Origin of the sequence: Pseudomonas sp. D(2018), from assembly GCF_005502555.1 — a bacterium.
Lineage (GTDB): Bacteria > Pseudomonadota > Gammaproteobacteria > Pseudomonadales > Pseudomonadaceae > Metapseudomonas > Metapseudomonas resinovorans.
This window is the reverse complement of the sequence record NZ_SCOK01000085.1, coordinates 1-15,879: the sequence shown is the minus strand read 5'-3', so window position 1 is coordinate 15,879 and position 15,879 is coordinate 1. Positions and strand designations below refer to the sequence as shown.

Genomic DNA, 15,879 nt, shown 5'->3' with positions numbered 1-15,879 from the left:
CCAGCCGTCTCGACGCTTACCCCCACCAACTGTCCGGGGGCATGAGCCAGCGCGTGGCGATTGCCATGGCCATCGCCGCCGAACCCAAGCTGCTGATCGCCGACGAACCCACCTCGGCCCTGGACGCGGACGCCCGCGAAGCCTTTCTCAAGCTGCTGTTCGCCGAATGCGCTGGAGCGGGCGCCAGCCTGTTGTTCGTCAGCCACGACCAGAGCCTGGCGCCGCTGTTCGATCGCAGCCTGTCGCTGGCGGACCTGAACCACGCCGCGCGCATCGAGGAGAACTGAGATGTATCTGCTGCGCCTGGCCCTGGCCAGTCTCGCCAACCGTCGTTTCACGGCACTGCTGACGGTCTTCGCCATCGCCCTTTCGGTCTGCCTGTTGCTGGCCGTGGAGCGCGTGCGCACTGAAGCCCGCGCCAGCTTTGCCAGCACCATCAGCGGCACCGACCTGATCGTCGGTGCCCGCTCCGGCTCGGTGAACCTGCTGCTCTATTCCGTGTTCCGCATCGGTAACGCCACCAACAACATCCGCTGGGACAGTTTCGAAGCCATCAGCCAGGACAAACGGGTGAAGTGGGCCATCCCCATCTCCCTCGGCGACTCCCACCGCGGCTACCGGGTGATGGGTACCAGCGCCGCCTACTTCGAGCATTACCAATATGGGCGTGGCCGGCCGCTTCAGTTGGCCGAGGGCCAGCCCTTCGCCGATATGTTCGACGTGGTGCTCGGCGCCGAGGTGGCCGACGCCCTGCGTTACAAACTGGGAGACAAGTTGGTACTCGCCCATGGCGTCAGCACCGTCAGCCTGGTGCAACATGACGACAAGCCCTTCACCGTGGTTGGCATCCTTGCCCGCACCGGCACTCCGGTTGATCGCACCCTGCACATTTCCCTGGCGGGCATGGAAGCGCTGCATGTGGACTGGCAAAACGGCGTACCCGCGCGCGGCGCCGGCAAGGTCAACGCCGATCAGGCGCGAGCCATGGACCTGCAGCCCAAGGCCATCACCGCCTTCATGCTTGGCCTGAACAGCAAGATCGCCACCTTCGCCCTGCAACGACAGATCAACGAATACCGTGGCGAGCCGCTGCTGGCGATCCTGCCCGGCGTGGCCCTGCAGGAGCTCTGGAGCCTGATGGGTACAGCGGAGAAGGCGCTCTTCGTCGTCTCGCTGTTCGTGGTGCTCACCGGCCTGATCGGCATGCTCACGGCCATCCTCACCAGCCTCAACGAGCGCCGCCGGGAAATGGCCATCCTGCGCTCGGTGGGTGCGCGGCCCTGGCACATCGGCAGCCTGCTGGTGCTGGAAGCCTTCTCCCTGGCCATGGCCGGCGCGGTACTGGGCGTGGGCCTGCTTTATCTCGGCATCGGCCTCAGCCAAGGCTACGTGCAGGCCAACTATGGCCTCTACCTTCCACTCGCTCTTCCAAACCCCTATGAGTGGACGCTGCTCGGCGCTATTCTGGCCGCCGCCCTGTTGATGGGCGTGGTGCCAGCCTGGCGTGCCTATCGGCAGTCGCTGGCCGACGGTCTGTCCATTCGCCTGTGAGAGTTCCATGACGCGCATCCTGCTGGCCCTGTTGCTGACGCTTTCTTCCCCGCTCTGGGCCGGCGAGGCGCGAGAACTCACCTGGGCCGAGATGATCCCCGAAGGCGCTCCGCCGCCCGCGCCGCCAGCGCCCATCCACGATCTCTCGCAACTGTCCGATGCCCTCAGCGCCGAGGCCGGCCCTGCCGCCAGCCAGCAATCGCCGGCGGCCCCGGTGGTCAAGGAGCTGGACGGTCAGGACGTGAAGCTGCCGGGCTACATCGTGCCGCTGGATGTGACCGAGGAAGGCCGCGTCACCGAGTTCCTCCTGGTGCCTTACTTCGGCGCCTGCATCCATGTGCCGCCGCCGCCGTCGAACCAGATCGTCCATGTGACGAGCGAACTCGGTGTGCTGATGGACGCGCTTTACCAGCCCTTCTGGATCGAAGGCCCGTTGCAAGTGAAGGCCAGCAGCAGCGAGCTGGCCGAAGCCGGCTACCAGATGGATGCGAGCAAGATCTACCCGTACGAATCCCCCAGCAACTGACCTCCAATGCATGAAGGCCCGGTCAAGCCGGGCCTTTTCGTATCGACCCTCGGTGACATTGCTCTGGATCAAGATACGAAGCTTGCTAATTACTGAAACTGGCTCCAGCCAAACACACTTAGAACCAACTGGAGCCTTCCATGCGCAAGCATCTTCTCACCGCCTCCCTGCTCGCCCTCGCCATCGCGTCGCCCCTGGCCCAGGCCCACAAGGCCGGCGATGTGGTCATTCGCGCCGGCGCCGCCACCGTAAGCCCGAACGAAGACAGCTCCGCCCTGTCGATCGCCGGGGGCAAGGTCGGTGGCACCAAAGCCACCCTGGACAGCGACACCCAACTGGGCCTGACCGGCACCTACATGCTCACCGACCATGTCGGCCTGGAACTGCTTGCTGCTACCCCGTTCCAGCATGAAGTAGGCGTGAAGGGCCTTGGTGCGCTGGATGGCAAGCTGGCCGACATCAAGCAGCTGCCGCCGACCCTGAGCCTCCAGTACTACCCGATGGCCCCTGGCTCCGCCTTCCAGCCCTATGTCGGCGCCGGTATCAACTACACCCTGTTCTTCGACGAAAGCCTGACCGGCCAGCGCAAGGGCCAGGGCTTCAGCAACCTGGACCTGGACGACTCCTGGGGCCTGGCTGCACAGGTCGGCATGGACTACATGCTGACTGACAACATCCTGCTGAACGCCGCCGTCTGGTACATCGATATCGACACCCAGGCCACAACCGACCTGGCCGGTGTGGGCAAGGTCAAAGTCGACGTGGACGTCGACCCGTGGGTCTACATGGTGGGTGTCGGCTACAAGTTCTAAGCCACTCCCCTGGCAACCGCCCAGTAAAAAGGCGCCTTCGGGCGCCTTTCATGTGTTGGCGAAGTACAGGGACAGGTGGGATCAGCGCCCCAACAGCCGCGCTACGCCCAGCTTGAGCGGGGTGGGTTGCGGGAAGTCATAGCGCAACAGCAGGCGGGCAGTGTTGGCCCGCGAATGACGGATATCCCCGGCGCGCGATTCGGCGTGGGTCACCGGCGGCAAGCCACCCAGTACGTCGCCGATAGCGGCCAGCAGTTGCTTGAGACTGGTGGCCTGATTGAGACCCACGTTTACCGGCCCGACTTCAAGCCACTCCGCTTCCAGGGCCTGCACCAGCACCTGCACCAGATCGCCGACATAGACGAAGTCGCGGGTCTGCTCGCCATCGCCGAACACGGTGATCGGCAGCCCGGCCAGCGCGCGCTCGGTGAAGATGCTGATCACCCCGGAATAGGGTGAGGATGGGTCCTGGCGCGGACCGAAGATATTGAAGAAGCGGAATACCGCCGGTTCCAGCCCGTGCTGGCGGCGATAGAAATCCAGGTACTGCTCGCTGGCCAACTTGTCCACCGCGTAGGGTGTCAACGGCGCCTTGGGCGTGTCCTCATCAATCGCAGTGCCTTCGCCGTTCTGGCCATAGACCGCTGCGCTGGACGCGAAGATCACCCGCTTGACGCCGTGCTCGCGCATGGCCTCGCAGACATTCAGGGTGCCAATGAAATTGCTCTGGTGGGTCGCCACCGGATCGTCCACCGAGGCCTGCACCGACGCCACCGCCGCCAGATGCGCCACTGCCTTGCAGCCAGCCATGGCGCGAGTCAACAGGGCCGCGTCGGCCACATCGCCCTCGATCAGCTCCAGCTTTGGGTTGTCCAGTGCCAGGTTGGAACGTCTGCCGGTGGAGAGGTTGTCCAGCACGCGCACGGCATGGCCCTTGGCGAGCAGCGCATCGGCCAGGTGCGAGCCGATGAATCCGGCGCCTCCGGTAATGAGGATGGGGGAATCAGCCATGGCGGTAGTAACGATCCAGCAGGGTCGGCAGCGCAGCACGCCAGGCGCGCGGCTTGATGCCGAAGGTATGGAGGATTTTCTTGCAGGCCAGCACTGCGTTCTGCGGCTCGTCCGCCGCATCGGGACGGGCGGCGTGGGCCTGGGGCGTGATGTCCTGCACCGTCAGCGGATGCAGGTTGCGGGCCTCGCTGAGCAGGGCCTGGCCCAGTGCGAGAGGCGTGGTCGCTTCGTGGCCACCGTAGTGATAGGTGCCCCAGAGCGGCGCGGCGCAGTCCAGCTGTTTGATCACGGCCAGCAACACCCGCGCAGCATCGTCAACCGGGGTCGGGTTACCGCGGCGGTCGTCGGCCAGGCAAATTTCTTCGGCCCGCTCTGCACGACTGAGGAAACGCCCCAGGGAACCCTCGCGGCTGTCGTCCAGCAACCAGCCGAAACGCAGCAGCACGTGTTTGGGGCAGACGGCACGGACACTCTGTTCCATACGCCAGATCGCCTGACCGCGCTCGCTGAGCGGGACGGTTTCATCCTTCTCGCTGTAGGCCGTGGCGCGGGAGCCGTCGAATACCCGGTAGCTGGAGGGCTGCAGCAGGACGATGCTGTGGTGCTGGCAGAGTTCGGCCAGACGTTCCACGCCTCGCTCCTGGGCGGCCAGGCGGAGGCCACTGACTTCGTCGGCCTGGAACCAGTCGAAGTAGTAGGCGAGGTTGACCACGGCGTCAGGCCGGGTGTCATCGAGCAGCTGGGTCAGGCTGGCGGCGTCCCAACCCTGTTCGGGCGGGCGCGGAGCGAGAAAACCTATGTCTTCCTCGGCACCCTGGCGAATCAGCGCCTGTCCGAGTGAATTGCCGCCACCCAACAGCATCAAGCGCATTCGCATAGAGAAAAAGGTCGCTTAAAGCCGGTTAGAGAGAGTGTGCGGGCCAATTGCCCGCCGCATAAGAGCCGCATTCTGCGGGTTTCACCGGCGTACGTCACTAGCCGCGTGGCGGCTACGCCTTGCCGGGTCGGTAGAGATGAGCGTGATCGGCCCGATAAAGGGAGGAATCGGCAAAGCCTTCGGCGGCCAGCACCTCGCCCACCAGGATCAGCGCCGTGCGGCGGAAATCCCGTGCCGTGACCTTGGGCAGGATGTCCCCCAGGGTGCCGGTGACCTGCTCCTGGTCCGGCCAGCTGGCGCGATGGATCACGGCAATGGGGCAGTCGGCGCCGTAGTGCGGCAGCAGTTCTTCGATTATTTTCGCCAGTTGGCTCACGCCCAGGTGAATGGCCATGGTCGCGCGGTGACGGGCCAGATCGCCTAGTTCTTCCCCTTCAGGCATGCGCGTCTTGCTGGCGTAACGGGTGAGGATCAGGGTCTGGGAAACCTCCGGCAGAGTCAGCTCGCAACCCAGCAGCGCGGCGCACGCGGCAGTCGCCGTTACCCCCGGCACCACTTCGAAGGGGATGTCCCGTTCGCGCAGGTGGCGAATCTGCTCGCCGATGGCGCCGTAGAGCGATGGATCACCCGAATGCACCCGCGCCACGTCCTGGCCCCTGGCATGGGCTTCGACCAGCAGCGTGACGATCTCATCCAGATGCAGTTCAGCGGTGTTTACCACCAACTCCGCGCGGTGCCCGGCCAGCACGGCCTCGGGCACCAGCGAACCGGCGTAGAGAATCACCGGACAGGCGCGGATCAGGCGCTGGCCCTTCACGGTAATGAGTTCTGGATCGCCGGGGCCGGCGCCGATGAAATAGACCGTCATGGCCGTCAAGCCTCGTGCAGGATGCAGGCCAGGGCGCAAGTAGCACCGGCGCTGCGACGTTTGTCGATGAGCAGGGCGGCGCGACCGCCGAACAGGACTTCGATCTGGACCAGGGCGGCGGCCTCCGCCACGCCCGCACTGCCGGCGACCTCCCGGACACGCTCGGAGGGCTGGCTCAGGCGCATGTCCTCCGCAACAAGGATATCCGCAGGCAGGAAATACAGCGGCAGCCGCAACCGCTCGGCCAGGGCGATCAGCCCCGGCTCCGCGGCCTTCGCCTCACTGCTGGCCAGCGCGGCCAGATCATCGAGTGAAGCGCCGGCTTCGGCAAGGCACTGCATCAGCAGGCCTTGCAATTCGTCCGTCGGGCAGCCGCGTCGGCAGCCCAGCCCAGCGACCAGCTTCAAGCAGACGGCGACGCGTGACGCTGGTACAGCCAGGCCGCGGCCCAGCCCAGCACGGCCCAGAACACCGCATTGGTGATCAGGGAAGCAGCGATGAACTCATGTTCCAGCGCTTCCGGCGCCAGGCTGGAGTGGGCTTCGGGCTGCGGCGCACCTACGACATGGGGGATCACCAGCAGTACGACGCCCAGCACGCGCAGAGCCCAATGGCGGCCGAAGGCAATGAGCGCCAGCCCCACGGCAGTGGAAGCGGCAGTGCCGACCCACCAGGTCTGACGATGGGCCAGATCAGCGGCGGCGGTGCCCGGCAGTTCCGGCGGCAAGCCAAGGGACGGTGCCAGGGCGAACGTGGCGAAACCACTCAGGCCCCAGAGCAGGCCCTGCCAGGCACGGGTCGGGCCACGCAGGCTGAACAGTCCGGCAAGAATCAAGGCGAAACCTACTGCGACCACCAGGTTGCTGCCACCCGTGGAGAGGGTGCGCTGCCAACCATCTTCCGGCGCCCAGGCTTCGGCGCTGTGTTCGTGGGTATGGGCCACGGCAGCTCCACCATGCTCATGGTCGTGCTCAACCTGAGCGACAGGTTCGGCGTTTTCATAGGTTTCCGCCTGGAGAATCAGCGGGGTGACCCACAGGCTCTGCAACAGGGTCAGCACCAGGGCTGCGATCAGACCAGCGAAACCGGCGGTCTGGGCGATGCGCTTGATCATCCGGGAATCACTCAATGGCAGGGGAAGGCGGCACTGTGGCGAGTGTCGTGAGCGGCGTTGTGCATGGCCTCGATATGCGAGAAGCCGGCGAAATACACCAGGGACAGGCCGATCAGGCTGGCACCGATGGCCAGCAGCAGGCGTTGGGCCAGGGTCGAGGAAGAAGCGGCGGAATGGGACAGGGTGCGGCTGGACATGGAGATTCCCTCTGCGTTGCTAACGATACCGGCAGAGGAACGCGCGCGAGGGAAGCGGGCGCAGGAGCACCCCGATTTCCGGCTTGCGCCCGCCCACCGCGGGTTGCCAAAAAGCTGATCAGGCCGGTCTCCGGGCTCACGACGCCAGCCTGTGGCTGGACGGGCATGCCTTCCCATGCCGTGTCGGCACAGTGGCGTACTTAACCCTACGATCGCTTACCGTTGCGGGGGCAGCGTCGGACTAGTCCGAAAATGGACGCACCGACTTCCCGTTTCACCTCGCGTACGGCGACGCAAGGCACCTGAAAAAACCGTGCTAGGACATCACGAGTCCGACCAAGCGTCAACTGCCGTGATTGACCGTCGCCCAGGCGCTGCGTAGCCTTCGCCCTTTCGAGGTTCTCCGGCTGTACGCCGGAGCTAAGAGGGAACGTGGTCAAGGCCACGGCTGCCCCCGCAACTGTGAACGCCCCCAGGCCTTTCGAAACGCCACTGCGCAAGCGGGAAGGCGAAGGTGCCGCGCCAAGCGCAGGGTCGTGAGCCAGGAGACCTGCCTCGACGACATTCCAGACAACCGGGCGGGGTGATCCGGTGGCGAATCCGTTGCGCGGGGCGAGCCCCGCTGCGTTCGTCATGCCCGCCGACCGACCACGCAGAGGCGCGCATGAAAACCCTGGCCAAACTCCCCGTCACCATCGTCACCGGCTTCCTCGGCTCCGGTAAGACCACCCTCCTGCGCCACATGCTGGACAACGCTGAAGGCCGCCGTATCGCGGTGATCGTCAACGAGTTCGGCGAGCTGGGCATCGACGGCGAGATCCTCAAGCAGTGCTCTATCGGCTGCACCGAAGAAGAGGCCGTTGGCCGCGTCTTCGAGCTGGCCAACGGCTGCCTGTGCTGCACCGTGCAGGAAGAGTTCTTCCCGGTCATGCGCGAATTGGTAGCGCGCCGTGGCGACCTTGACCAGATCCTCATCGAAACCTCCGGCCTCGCCCTGCCCAAGCCGCTGGTGCAAGCCTTCCAGTGGCCGGAAATCCGCAACGCCTGCACCGTCGACGCCGTCATCACCGTGGTCGACAGCCCGGCCGTGGCCGCTGGCACCTTCGCCGCCCACCCCGAGCAGGTGGACGAGCAGCGCAAGCAGGACCCGAACCTCGACCATGAATCCCCCCTGCACGAACTGTTCGAAGACCAGTTGGCCAGCGCCGACCTGGTGATCCTCAACAAGGCCGACCTGCTCGACGCCGAGGCCCTGGCCGCCGTGCGCGCCGAGGTGGCCGAGGAACTGCCACCTGCGGTGAAGATCGTCGAAGCCAGCGCCGGCAAGCTGCCGCTCAGCGTGCTGCTGGGCCTGAACGCCGAGGCGGAACTGCACATCGACAGCCGCCCCACCCACCATGACCACGAAGGTCATGAAGACCACGACCACGACGAGTTCGACTCCTTTCACGTCGACCTGCCGGAAGTGGAAGAAGCCGCCCTGATCAAAGCCCTCGGCCAACTGGTGGTGCGCCACGACATCCTGCGCATCAAGGGCTTCGCCGCCATCCCCGGCAAACCCATGCGCCTGCTGATCCAGGGCGTCGGCAAGCGTTTCGACAAGCACTTCGACCGCAAGTGGCTGACCGACGAAACCCGCAGCACCCGCCTGGTGGTGATCGGTCAGGAACTGGATCAGGCAGTGATTGCCAACGAGCTGCGCACGGCTCTCGTATGAAACGCATTCAAATCCCCTCTCCCAGAGGGAAAGGGGAGTAAATGCACCTCCTGCGCACCCAACCCGGCGGCTTCGTCCCGGACGACGGCATCGCCCACCTGGCCCAGACACCCGCCGAACTGGTGATCCTCTGCAGCGGCGACTCGCACCTGGCGCTGCTGGCCGAGGCCGCCCGCGAATTGCCCGACGACTACCCGAGCCTGCGCCTGGCCAACCCCATGCAGTTGCAGAACCACGCCTCGGTGGACCTCTACGTCGACGAGGTGCTGCAGCATGCCAAGGTCATCCTGATCTCCGTTCATGGCGGCGTGGGTTACTGGCGCTACGGCATCGAGCAACTGGTGGCCCTGGCCGAACGGGGAGCGAAGCTGATCCTGGTGCCGGGAGACGACCGTCCCGACCCGGAGCTGGCCAGCCTGTGCACCGTTCCCGCGGAAGACGCCGAGCGCCTCTGGCAGTACTTGCGCCAGGGCGGCCTGGACAACGCCCGGCAGTTGTTCAACTGCCTGGCCAACCGCTGGTTCGACCGTGATTGCCCCTGGAACGAGCCTCAGGCCCTGCCCCGTGTCGCCCTCTACCACCCGCGCTTACGCCCGGCGCGGCTGGAAGACTGGCAGGCCGACTGGCGCTCCGATCAGCCGGTCGCCGCGCTCCTTTTCTATCGCACCCACTTGCAGGCCGCGAACACGGCCTTTATCGACGCTTTCTGCGAGCGCCTCGCCGCCCAGGGGCTGAATCCCCTGCCCATCGCCGTCGCCAGCCTCAAGGAAGCGGAGTGCTTGGCGGCTGTGGAAAACTGGCTGGACGCCGCGGGCGCCGGGCTGATCATCAACACCACCGGCTTTGCCCAGTCGAACCCGGACGCCCCCAGCCTGCGCCCGTTCCGCCGCGACATTCCGGTGCTGCAGGCCATCTGTTCGCTGGACAACGAACCGCTCTGGCGTGACAACCCGCAGGGCCTGGGTCCGCGCGACCTGGCCATGCACATCGCGCTGCCGGAGCTGGACGGTCGCATCATCACCCGCCCCATCAGCTTCAAGGGCCTGGCCTGGCGCAGCGAGCGCAGCCAGAGCGACGTGGTCTGCTACCTGCCGCAGCGGGAACGCATGGACTTCGTCGCCGAACTGGGACGACGCTGGTGCGCGCTTTCGCGCAAGGCCAATGCCGACAAGCGCGTGGCGCTGATCCTCGCCAACTACCCTACCCGCGACGGCCGTATCGGCAACGGCGTGGGCCTGGACACCCCGGCTGCCGCGCTGAACATCCTTCGCGCCCTGGAGGCCGAAGGCTATCCATTGGCCGGCCTGCCGGAGAGTGGCACCGCGCTTATCCACAGCCTGCTCGGTGGTGTCAGCAACGACCTGGACAGCCTCGATGCGCGCCCCTGCGCCCAGAGCCTGGCCCTTTCCGACTACCTCGCCTGCTTCGCCCGCCTGCCAGAGGCCAACCAGCGCGCGGTCATCGAGCGCTGGGGGGAGCCGCAGCAGGACCCGATGTTCCGCAGCGGTCGCATGATGGTGGCCGGCCTGCGCTTCGGCCTCGTTTTCGTCGGCATCCAGCCGGCGCGCGGCTACCAGCTCGACCCAGCGGCCATCTACCACGATGCCGACCTGGTGCCGCCCCACGGCTACCTCGCTTTCTACTTCTGGTTGCGCGACGTGTTCGCCGCCGATGCGCTGATCCACGTCGGCAAGCACGGCAACCTGGAATGGCTGCCGGGCAAGGGCGTCGGCCTGTCCGCCGAATGCTGGCCGGACGCGGCGATGGGTCCGCTGCCGAACATCTACCCGTTCATCGTCAACGACCCCGGCGAAGGCGCGCAGGCCAAGCGCCGCGCCCAGGCGGTGATCATCGATCACCTGATGCCACCGCTGACCCGCGCCGAGAATTACGGCCCGCTGCGCGACCTCGAGCGCCTGGCCGACGAGTACTACGACGCCTCCTTGCTCGACCCGCGCCGCGCCGTGCAGCTGCGCGGAGAAATCCTCGAACTGGTGAAGGCAACGGCCCTGGATCGCGAACTGAACCTGGTCATCAGCGACGACCCGGAGAGCTGGTTGCCGCAGCTGGACGCCTACCTCTGCGACCTCAAGGAATCGCAGATCCGCGACGGCCTCCACGTGTTTGGCGAATCTCCCGCAGGACGCTTGCGCGACGACACGCTGCTGTCCCTGGTGCGCATCCCTCGTGGCGACGGCAAGGGCGCCAACGCCAGCCTGCTGCGCGCCCTGGCCAACGACCTGCAACTGGGCCGCGACCCGCTCGACCTCAATTGGGCCGAACCCTGGGAAGGCCCCCGCCCGGCATGGCTGGACGCAGTCAGCAATGAGCCCTGGCGCAGCAATGGCGACACACGCGAACGTCTGGAGCTGCTGGCCCTGGGCCTGATCCAGACCACTGACTTCGGCTCCATCGGCCCGGCCAGCGATGCGGTTATCCACAACCTGCGCGCCGTCATCGCCCCCACCCTGGACGCCTGTGGCGATGCCGAGATCGGCGGCGTCCTGGCGGCGCTGGAAGGTCGCTTCGTCCCGCCCGGCCCCAGCGGCGCGCCCAGTCGCGGACGTCTCGACGTGCTGCCCACTGGGCGCAATTTCTTCACCGTCGATGTGCGCAACCTGCCCACGCCCACGGCCTGGCGACTGGGCTTCCAGTCCGCCAGCCTGCTGCTGGAACGCCACCTGCAGGACCACGGCGACCACCTGCGCCAGCTCGGCATTTCCGTCTGGGGCACCGCCACCATGCGCACCGGGGGTGATGACATCGCCCAGGCGCTGGCATTGATGGGCGTACGCCCGGTGTGGCAGGCCGGCAGCCAGCGGGTCGAAGACTTCGAAATCCTGCCGCTGTCCCTGCTCGACCGCCCTCGGGTGGACGTGACCTTGCGCGTGTCGGGCTTCTTCCGCGATGCCTTCGCCAACCTCATCCGCCTGTTCGACGCGGCCGTGCAGGCCGTGGCCGAACTGGATGAGCCGGAGGATATGAACCCGTTGGCGGCGCGGGTGAAAACGGAAAGCGAACGCCTCACCGACGAGGGCCTGCCCGCCGAGGATGCGCGCCTACAAGCCGGTTGGCGCGTGTTCGGCGCCCAACCCGGCGCCTACGGCGCAGGGGTGCAGGGCGCCATCGAGGAACGCCAGTGGCAGGACCGCGCCGAGCTGGCTGAGGTCTACCTCAACTGGGGCGGCTACGCCTACGGCGCCCAGGATGCCGGCACCCCGGCGCGGGAGCGCTTCGCCCAGCGGCTGCAGCGGCTGCAAGCCGTGCTACAGAACCAGGACAACCGCGAGCACGACATCCTCGACTCCAACGATTACTACCAGTTCCAGGGCGGCATGCTCGCCGCCGCTGAAACCCTGCGTGGCGAGAAAGTGGCCAGCTACCACGGCGACCATAGCCAGCCGGACCTGCCGCGTATCCGCTCGCTGAAAGAAGAACTGGCTCGCGTGGTCCGCTCCCGTGCCGCCAACCCGAAGTGGATCGCCGGCATGAAGCGCCACGGCTACAAGGGCGCCTTCGAACTGGCGGCGACGGTGGATTACCTCTTCGCCTTCGACGCCACCAGCGAGCTGATCGACGACCACCAGTACCAACTGCTGGCCGACGCCTACCTGCTGGACGCGGACACCCGCGAATTCATTCGCCAGCACAACCCCGAAGCCCTGCGCGACATCGCCGAGCGGCTGGTGGAAGCGCAGCAGCGCGGGCTCTGGGAGAACCCGGGGGAATACCGCGAAGCAATCGAGAACCTGCTGCTGGATAGCGAGGAGCAGTGAGAGAAGCAGGGAGTAGTCCCTGAGAGTGCGAGCCGGTGGCCAATGCCCTCACCCCAACTCTCTCCCGGAGGGAGAGGGAGCAGTCGGCGCCAGTCAGGCTCGTGAGTCACCCCTCTCCTGTTGGGAGAGGGGCCGGGGGTGAGGGAAGCTCTGCTCCACTCGGAGTCCGGAAGCTCACCCCCGCAAACGCACTGCTGCCTCCCGCAGGATCGCCTCCGTCCCTGCCCAGCCCAGGCAGCCGTCGGTGATCGAAACCCCGTAGCGCAAATCGCAGGACAGCGACTGCGCGCCATCGAACAGGTGGCTCTCGATCATCACCCCGCGCAGGGCGTCCTGGCCGGCCAGGCGTTGGTCGATCACGTCCTGCAACACGGCCGGCTGGCGCAGCGGGTCCTTGCCGCTGTTGGCATGGCTGCAATCGACCAGGATGCGCGGCGCGATGCCGAGTTTCTCCAGGCCGGAACGGGCGACCTGCACGCTGGCCGCGTCATGGTTGGGCCCCTGATGACCACCACGCAGCACCAGATGGGTATCCGCGTTGCCGGCGGTCTGCACCAGCGCCGGACGCCCCAGTTCATCAATGCCGAAATGCTGGTGGGCATGGGCGGCCGAGCGCATGGCGTCGGTGGCGATGCCGAGGCTGCCATCGGTTCCGTTCTTGAAGCCCACGGGCAGGTCCAGGCCGCTGACCATCTCGCGGTGGATCTGCGACTCGCTGGTGCGCGCGCCGATAGCGGCCCAGCTCAGCAGGTCGTCCAGGTAGCCGGCGACCAGTGGCTGCAGCAGCTCAGTCGCGACCGGCAGGCCCAGCTCGGCCATCTCCAGCATCAGTCGGCGGCTCAGGGCTAGGCCTTCCGCCATGTCGCCACTGCCGTTCAGGTGCGGATCGTAGACCAGGCCCTTCCAGCCCACGGTGGTACGCGGCTTCTCGACGTAGGCGCGCATCACCAGCAGCAACTGGTCGCTGACTTCTGGCGCCAGGGCCGCCAGGCGGCGGGCGTAGTCGAGGGCGGAATCCGCATCGTGGATGGAGCAGGGGCCTACCACCACCAGCAGGCGCGAATCTTCGCCATCCAGCACGGCTCGCACTGCCTCGCGCTGGGCGTTGATCTGGCGGGCAATGGCATGGCTCAGCGGCAGGCGCTGGCGCAGTTCGGCGGGGGTGGGCAGTGGTTGGGTGCTGCGCGACGTGGGCAGGGCAGCCTCCAGCGCCATGGCGTGGAGTGGCTGTATAGCGGTGGGCAGAACGGAAACGGAAGAGTTCATGACTGGCATCCTCAGCCGGCGCGGCTCGATCCGCGCGCGGCGCTATCTGGGTGTTCGATTCAACGGTGTCTGGGCGGTAATGGAGCGGCTAAATCGCCAGTCGGAGTTGCGGTAATAGGTCTGGTAGGTGCGGTAGCTGATCATGGTGCGATCCTCGGATTTCATGTGTTTGGCCTTGTGGGCCGGAAAACAAAAACCCCCGGTCGGGTTGCCGACCGGGGGTTTCGTGGAGCTTTGGCGGCGACCCTGCTGGAGTGGGCCGCCTGATGGGTATCAGGTCAGCCCGTGGCTAAACCAATACCCATAGAAATAGCTGGCCGCAGCGGCCACACGCTCACCTGCCACGGCGCGAGCCGGGGAAGCGATGAGCGAAGTGGAAGCGACGTGCGGCATGACAATCTCCAAAGCGAATGCTGGCTAACCTACTGCATCGCCACGCGCCGTTCAATCACTGATTTCTATCGGCGCGTTCGGGCTTTCGCTAACATGCCCGCCATGCGTTTCCAGGAACCCGCCATGTCCGACCTTCCCCACTTTCCCCTGAGCGCAGTCGTCGGTTCCGATGAACTGAAACTGGCGCTCTACCTCGCCGCCATCGACCCCGCCATCGGTGGCGTGCTGATCGAGGGCCCGCGTGGCATGGCCAAGTCCACCCTGGCCCGTGGCATCGCCGACCTGCTACCGGAAGCCCTCTTCGTCACCCTGCCCCTGGGTGCCAGCGAGGAACGCATCGTCGGCACCCTGGACCTGGATGCGGCGCTCGGCGAAGGCCGCGCTCAGTTCTCTCCCGGCGTGCTGGCCAAGGCCCACGGCGGCGTGCTCTATGTGGATGAAGTGAACCTGCTGCCCGACCACCTGGTGGACCTGCTACTGGATGTGGCCGCCAGTGGTGTGAACCAGGTAGAACGCGACGGCATTTCCCACCGTCACCCCGCGCGCTTCGTGCTGATCGGCACCATGAACCCCGAGGAAGGCGAACTGCGCCCGCAACTGCTGGACCGCTTCGGTCTGAAGGTGCTGCAGAACGGTCAGCCGCAGCCTGCCGAGCGCGCCGAGATCGTCCGCCGTCGCCTGGCCTTCGACGCCGATCCGCAAGGCTTCATCGCCCAATGGAATGGCGCGCAACAGGCCCTGGCCCAGCGCTGCCAGGACGCCCGCGCCCGTCTGGCGGCCATCCCGCTGGACGATGCCGCCCTGGATGAAATCGCCCAACGCTGCTTCGCCGCCGGCGTCGACGGCCTGCGCGCCGACCTGGTCTGGCTGCGTGCCGCCCGCGCCCATGCGGCCTGGCGCGGCGCTGATCGCATCGAGGCTGCGGACATCGACGCCGTCGAGCACTTCGCCCTCGCCCACCGTCGCACCCACACCCCGCCGCCCGCCGCGCAGCCTCCGCAGTCGCCGCCCGCCCAGTCGCATACGCCGGCGTCCGGTGGCGAAGGCCAGTGGGGAGAACTGCCCGCACAAGCCGTCCCCATGGGAGAACGGCGCGACCTGCCGCGCTGGCCAAAAAAGCCCTGAGCATCCGCCCGCGCACGGTCACAGGGGCGGGTGCCCGGCCCAGACCCGGCACTCTCGGCAACGGTCGCAGCGGCGCTCGCCGCACGGGAATAGAGGGCGCCATCCAATGGCTGCCGACCCTGCTGCGCGGCCGCCCGCGCAAGTCGGTCGATCTCGTCCGCGCGCCACGCAGCCAGCGCCCCGATGAACTCTGGCTGGTGATCGTCGACGCCTCCGCTTCCACCCGCCGCCATGGTGCGTTGTCCCAGGCCAAGGGGCTGCTGGCCGGACTCTTCGAAAAAGCCTACCGCCAGCGCGCCCGCCTCGCCGTGCTCCACGCCACCGGCCGCCAACCGCAGTGGCTCTGGCAAGGCAGCAAGGCCTCTCCCGCCCTGCACCATTGGCTCGCCGAACTCGGCGCCGGTGGCGGCACGCCGCTGATCGAGGCCTTGCAGCAATCCGCCCACTGGCTGGCGCGGCGACAACGGCAGAAGCCGGCCGAGGCGCAGCGGATGCTGGTCCTCACCGATGGCCGTTTGAAGGAGTGGCCGACGCTTGATCCGCTCAGTTGCCCGACCTTGCTGGTGGATATCGAAGGCGGGGCGATCCGGCTCGGGCGGGCGAAACAGCTGGCGCAGGAGCTAGGGGCGGAGTACCGGGTCATTTC

Annotated in this window: 16 protein-coding genes and 2 riboswitches; of the genes, 8 read left to right on the top strand and 8 right to left on the bottom strand. The window is 66.7% G+C overall.

Translation table 11 applies throughout. The features are described from left to right. The 4 genes from FFS60_RS27565 to FFS60_RS27550 all read left to right on the top strand — a co-directional run. Positions 1 to 287 (top strand): ATP-binding cassette domain-containing protein (locus tag FFS60_RS27565; protein WP_137823784.1); only part of this gene is annotated, 287 nt, incomplete at its 5' end. 1 nt (position 288) lies between these two features. Continuing rightward, the gene (locus FFS60_RS27560) at positions 289 to 1,551 is read left to right on the top strand and encodes an ABC transporter permease (protein WP_137823783.1); all 1,263 of its coding nucleotides are present in this window, start codon (positions 289 to 291) and stop codon (positions 1,549 to 1,551) included. Positions 1,552 to 1,558: 7 nt separating this feature from the next. Continuing rightward, positions 1,559 to 2,077, top strand: coding sequence for a DUF3299 domain-containing protein (locus FFS60_RS27555; RefSeq protein ID WP_028629217.1), 519 nt, complete (start codon positions 1,559 to 1,561; stop codon positions 2,075 to 2,077). A gap of 140 nt (positions 2,078 to 2,217) precedes the next feature. After that, a complete protein-coding gene (locus FFS60_RS27550; RefSeq protein ID WP_137823782.1) occupies positions 2,218 to 2,889 on the top strand; it encodes an OmpW family protein in 672 nt (223 codons plus the stop codon). 81 nt (positions 2,890 to 2,970) lie between these two features. Here the strand turns inward: FFS60_RS27550 and FFS60_RS27545 are convergent, their stop codons facing one another. The 6 genes from FFS60_RS27545 to FFS60_RS27520 all read right to left on the bottom strand — a co-directional run bounded on the left by FFS60_RS27545 (position 2,971) and on the right by FFS60_RS27520 (position 6,962). Beyond that, complete coding sequence (locus tag FFS60_RS27545) at positions 2,971 to 3,900, bottom strand: NAD-dependent epimerase/dehydratase family protein (RefSeq protein WP_028629219.1); 930 nt, start codon at positions 3,898 to 3,900, stop codon at positions 2,971 to 2,973. Further along, a complete protein-coding gene (locus FFS60_RS27540) occupies positions 3,893 to 4,777 on the bottom strand; it encodes a sugar nucleotide-binding protein (protein ID WP_137823781.1) in 885 nt (294 codons plus the stop codon). The genes FFS60_RS27545 and FFS60_RS27540 overlap by 8 nt, the downstream gene beginning before the upstream one ends. A gap of 112 nt (positions 4,778 to 4,889) precedes the next feature. Then, positions 4,890 to 5,645 carry a precorrin-4 C(11)-methyltransferase gene (cobM, locus tag FFS60_RS27535; protein WP_028629221.1) on the bottom strand — a complete coding sequence of 252 codons (756 nt, stop codon included), beginning with the start codon at positions 5,643 to 5,645 and terminating at the stop codon, positions 4,890 to 4,892. Between the two features lie 5 nt (positions 5,646 to 5,650). Then, positions 5,651 to 6,052 (bottom strand): cobalamin biosynthesis protein, encoded by a 402-nt coding sequence (locus FFS60_RS27530; RefSeq protein ID WP_028629222.1) that lies wholly within the window; start codon positions 6,050 to 6,052, stop codon positions 5,651 to 5,653. Then, positions 6,049 to 6,759, bottom strand: a complete 711-nt coding sequence (locus tag FFS60_RS27525; RefSeq protein WP_137823780.1) for a CbtA family protein — start codon at positions 6,757 to 6,759, stop codon at positions 6,049 to 6,051. Before FFS60_RS27525 ends, FFS60_RS27530 begins: the two co-directional genes overlap by 4 nt. Before the next feature lie 11 nt (positions 6,760 to 6,770). Then, positions 6,771 to 6,962 (bottom strand): CbtB domain-containing protein, encoded by a 192-nt coding sequence (locus FFS60_RS27520; protein ID WP_137823779.1) that lies wholly within the window; start codon positions 6,960 to 6,962, stop codon positions 6,771 to 6,773. Between the two features lie 97 nt (positions 6,963 to 7,059). Next, a riboswitch (cobalamin riboswitch) is annotated at positions 7,060 to 7,277 on the bottom strand. A gap of 58 nt (positions 7,278 to 7,335) precedes the next feature. Then, positions 7,336 to 7,529, top strand: a riboswitch (cobalamin riboswitch). Between the two features lie 91 nt (positions 7,530 to 7,620). On the opposite strand from FFS60_RS27520, the gene cobW reads away from it, so the two are divergent. Continuing rightward, complete coding sequence (gene cobW, locus FFS60_RS27515) at positions 7,621 to 8,673, top strand: cobalamin biosynthesis protein CobW (RefSeq protein ID WP_137823778.1); 1,053 nt, start codon at positions 7,621 to 7,623, stop codon at positions 8,671 to 8,673. 41 nt (positions 8,674 to 8,714) lie between these two features. After that, on the top strand, positions 8,715 to 12,449 hold the full coding sequence (gene cobN, locus FFS60_RS27510; RefSeq protein WP_137823777.1) for a cobaltochelatase subunit CobN: 3,735 nt from the start codon (positions 8,715 to 8,717) through the stop codon (positions 12,447 to 12,449). Between the two features lie 174 nt (positions 12,450 to 12,623). Here cobN and FFS60_RS27505 read toward each other — a convergent pair whose 3' ends face one another. Together FFS60_RS27505 and FFS60_RS29185 are read right to left on the bottom strand one after the other, a co-directional pair. Next, on the bottom strand, positions 12,624 to 13,715 hold the full coding sequence (locus FFS60_RS27505; protein ID WP_371926524.1) for a 3-deoxy-7-phosphoheptulonate synthase: 1,092 nt from the start codon (positions 13,713 to 13,715) through the stop codon (positions 12,624 to 12,626). Positions 13,716 to 13,757: 42 nt separating this feature from the next. Then, positions 13,758 to 13,880: a hypothetical protein gene (locus tag FFS60_RS29185; protein ID WP_256658167.1), complete on the bottom strand. Its 123-nt coding sequence runs from the start codon at positions 13,878 to 13,880 to the stop codon at positions 13,758 to 13,760. A 351-nt stretch (positions 13,881 to 14,231) separates the two neighbouring features. Here FFS60_RS29185 and FFS60_RS27500 point away from each other — a divergent pair, with 351 nt between their 5' ends. Next, on the top strand, positions 14,232 to 15,233 hold the full coding sequence (locus FFS60_RS27500) for an ATP-binding protein (protein ID WP_137823776.1): 1,002 nt from the start codon (positions 14,232 to 14,234) through the stop codon (positions 15,231 to 15,233). Then, on the top strand, positions 15,215 to 15,879 hold a 665-nt coding region (locus FFS60_RS27495), incomplete at its 3' end, for a VWA domain-containing protein (protein ID WP_137823785.1). The genes FFS60_RS27500 and FFS60_RS27495, both read left to right, overlap by 19 nt.